Source organism: Luteitalea sp. (assembly GCF_044337415.1).
In the GTDB taxonomy this organism is placed as follows: Bacteria; Acidobacteriota; Vicinamibacteria; order Vicinamibacterales; family Vicinamibacteraceae; genus Luteitalea.
In genome coordinates this window covers 1-3,646 of sequence record NZ_JBIINP010000316.1, presented here as the reverse complement: position 1 = coordinate 3,646, position 3,646 = coordinate 1, and the positions used below count along the sequence as shown (strand labels likewise).

Here is a 3,646-nt window from a genome sequence, read left to right as displayed (position 1 = left end):
AGCGTCACCCCCGCGGCTTCCTTGCTGACGTCGGTGCCCGAGATGCCCATCGCGATGCCGACATCGGCCTTCTTCAGCGCCGGCGCGTCGTTGACGCCGTCGCCGGTCATCGCCACCACCTCGCCGCGCCCCTGCCACGCCGCAATCACCCGCAGCTTGTCGGCAGGCGAGACGCGCGCGTAGACGCCGATGCGGTCGATGTCGCGCGCGAGGTCCTCGTCGGTCATCCGCGTGAGGTCCTGCCCCGCGACGACGCGGCGGCCGTCGAGCAACCCGATCTCGCCGGCGATGGCCGTGGCCGTCAGCGGGTGGTCGCCGGTGATCATCACGGGAGTGATGCCGGCGGTGCGGCAGGTCTGCACTGCGGCGCGCGCCTCGGCACGCGGGGGATCCATCATGCCGACCAGGCCGAGCCACGTCATGCCGAGTTCCGAATGCTCCGGCGTCGTGTGTCGCTTGCGCGCGATGGCCAGCACGCGAAGCCCCGCGAGCGCGAACTCGCGCTCCATCTGCAGCAGGGAGTCCCGGTCGGCCTCGGTCAGAAGCATCTCGACGCCATCCTGATCCCAGGTGTCGCAGCCGGGGAGCACGACGTCGACCGCGCCCTTCGAGTACGCGCACAGCCCCGCGTCCTCCGGCCCGTGGAGCGTCGTCATCCGCCGGCGCTCCGACGTGAACGCGATCTCGTGCAGGCGCGGCTCGCGTGCGTTGAGCGCTGCCTGGTCGAGGCCCGCCTTCTCCGCCGCGACGATCAGGGCGCCCTCGGTGGGATCGCCTTCCACCTGCCGCCGTCCCCGATCGTCGAGCCGTACGGTGGCGTCCGACGAAAGGACCGCGGCCTCGAGCAGCGCGGTGACCGACCGCGGCACGTCGATCCGGACGCCGTCCTTGACGAAGTGGCCGGCGGGCTCATAGCCGACACCGGTCACCTCGAACGCGCCGTCGGCGGTGGCGACGTGGCGCACGGTCATCTCGTTCTTCGTGAGCGTGCCGGTCTTGTCGGAACAGATGACCGACGTGCTGCCGAGCGTCTCCACGACGGGCAGGCGACGCACCAGCGCCTGGCGCTTCACCATGCGGCGCACGCCGATGGCCAGCGAGATCGTGACCACCGCCGGCAGCGCCTCCGGGACGACGGCGACGGCCAGCGCGATGCCGAAGATGAACATCTCGAGCGGCGGCATGCCGCGCCACAGCCCGAGCGCGACGATCACCGCGACGATGACCAGCGCCGCCTTGCCGAGCATGGACCCGAGCCGGTCGAGGTTCTCCTGCAGGGGCGTGCGGCCGGCCTCGACGGTCTGGACCAGGCGGCTGATCCGCCCGAACTCGGTCGACATGCCGGTGGCGACGACGACCGCCTGCCCGCGACCGCGCGTGACGAGCGTGCCGGCATGCGCGAGGTTGCGCCGGTCGCCGATGGGCAGGTCGGCGGCCTCCATGCGGACGGCCGTCTTCTCGACCGCCGCGGACTCGCCGGTCAGCGCCGCCTCGTCGATCGACAGGTTGATGGCGAGGGTGATGCGCGCGTCGGCCGGCACGCGGTCACCGGCGCGCAGCACGATGACGTCGCCGGGCACCAGTTCCCGCGCGGGAATGGCCACTTCCGCGCCGTCGCGCAGCACGTGCGCCACCGGCGCCGCCATCTCGCGCAGCGCCTCGAGCGCGCGCTCGGCGCGGTACTCCTGGATGAATCCCAGCAGCACCGCGAACAGCACGATGACCGCGATGACCACGGCCTCGAGGCCGTGACCGAGCAGGCCCGACAGGACCGTCGCGACGAGCAGGATGACGACCAGCACGTTCTTGAACTGCGCCGCAAGGGTGTGCCACGCCGACTGGCGCGCGAAGGCCTGCAGTTCGTTGGGCCCGTGGACATCCAGGCGCCGCCGCGCCTCGGCGGCCGGGAGTCCCGTGGCTTCTCCGTGGAGAGTTGTGTGAGGACGTCACCGACGTCGATGTGGTGCCAGTGAGGCGTTGCTGCGGGAGCGTGTGTGTCGACAGCCACGAACGGAATGCCCTTCCTGCCTCGCGCAGGGGGCGCGAAGACTGCGTCAACCCTAGGCGTGGAGACAGGAATAGACAAATAGATACTTTGCTCACTATACGATTGATAAACCTATACTACTGGAAACGCCCATGACGTGGCTGAACTACCACCACCTGCTCTACTTCTGGACGGTCGTCACCGAAGGCAGCGTGTCGCGCGCCGCCGAGAAACTGCACCTGTCGCAGCCGACGGTGAGCGCGCAGGTGCGGCTGCTCGAGGAGGCGCTCGGCCAGGCGCTGTTCGCGCGCAAGGGGCGAGGCCAGTCGCTCACCGAAACGGGGCGCACCGTGTACCGGTACGCCGACGAGATCTTCGGGATCGGCCGGGAGCTGCTCGAGACGCTGGAGGGGAAGACTCCCGGGCGCGGCCTCCAGTTGACGGTGGGCGTGGCCGACGCCGTGCCCAAGCTCGTCGTGCATCGGCTGCTGGAGCCCGTGCTGGCGCTGGCCGAGCCCGTGCGGCTGGTCTGCCGCGAGGGGAACGTCGAGCAGCTGATCGCGCAGCTCGGCACGTACCTGCTGGACGTGGTGATCGCGACTGCGCCGGCGCCCACCTACCTGCCGGTCAAGGTGTTCAACCACCTCCTCGGCGAGTCCGACGTCGCGCTGTTCGCGCCCGCGCCGCTCGCTGCTCGCCTCAGGCGGCGCTTCCCGATGTCGCTGCACGACGCGCCGATGCTGCTGCCGACGACCGACAGTCCGCTGCGTCGAGGGCTGGACGAGTGGTTCGACGTGCTCGGGGTCCGTCCGCGGATCATCGGGGAGTTCGAGGACTCGGCCCTCATGAAGGTCGTCGGGCAGGCCGCCGGCTGCGCGTTCCCTACCCCCTCGGCGATTGCCGCAGACGTGACCCGCTTCTACGGCGTGCGAATGGTCGGGCGGATCGAGGCGGTGCGGGAGCGGTACTACGTGCTCACGGCCGAGCGCCGCCTGAAGCACCCCGGCATCCTCGCGATGACGAGCGCGGCACGCGACGAGGTGTTCCGGCCAGGCGCGTAGGCACGCCAGTGGCCCTGCGAGGTCAGGGCATCGTGAGACTGCTGGAGCGCGGCGCCGACGTCGACGGCCACGTGCGCGGACGGCCGTGCTGGTCGACGATGAGCGACACGGTGCCGGGAGGCAGCACCTGCAGCGTCTTGAGGAACTCGATCAGCGCGTCCTGCGACGGCGCCGGCAGGCGCTCGAACGCGCGGCGCTCGCCGAGCGCCTCGCCGTGGTGCGCGAGCACGGCCTGACGCAGCGTCGTGAACTTGCCGTGGTGGAAGTATGGCGGCTCGTTGGCCGCCCCCCACAGGCGTCGCGTCACGAAGCGCCGGTTGCCGCCGCGCAGTCGCGCCGACACCAGGCTCTGGTTCATGTCCACCGGCTCGGCGGCCGCGGCATCGTCCGGATCGGTGATGTCGTGCAGCTTGAAGTCGGTGTAGGCCGGCACCATGATCACGTCGGGTGACGAGGCGGACGGCCGCAGCCGCGGCTGCGGCAGGTAGGGATCGGTGAGATCCACCTTCAGCGTCGGCGCATCGCCCACGCGCAGGTTGCCCGACGGGTTGTACGGGTTGGGCTCGGTGTAGGTCCAGCCGGCGCGCGTCAGCGGCAG

At 70.8% G+C, this 3,646-nt stretch carries 3 protein-coding genes and 1 pseudogene; 1 reads left to right on the top strand and 3 read right to left on the bottom strand.

Features of this window, described 5'->3' with window-relative positions; translation table 11 throughout:
- Both ACIRDX_RS21575 and ACIRDX_RS21570 read right to left on the bottom strand, forming a co-directional pair.
- Positions 1-1,802: cation-translocating P-type ATPase (locus ACIRDX_RS21575; protein ID WP_396627488.1), on the bottom strand; the 1,802-nt coding region annotated here is incomplete at its 3' end.
- Between the two features lie 21 nt (positions 1,803-1,823).
- Positions 1,824-1,883, bottom strand: a pseudogene (locus ACIRDX_RS21570) (hypothetical protein); the annotation flags it as partial.
- A 256-nt stretch (positions 1,884-2,139) separates the two neighbouring features.
- Between ACIRDX_RS21570 and nhaR the strand changes: the two are divergent.
- Positions 2,140-3,048, top strand: a complete 909-nt coding sequence (gene nhaR, locus ACIRDX_RS21565; protein ID WP_396627487.1) for a transcriptional activator NhaR — start codon at positions 2,140-2,142, stop codon at positions 3,046-3,048.
- A gap of 22 nt (positions 3,049-3,070) precedes the next feature.
- On the opposite strand, the gene ACIRDX_RS21560 is transcribed toward nhaR, so the two are convergent.
- Positions 3,071-3,646, bottom strand: a 576-nt coding sequence (locus ACIRDX_RS21560; RefSeq protein WP_396627486.1) for a di-heme oxidoredictase family protein, incomplete at its 5' end; no start/stop codon positions are given.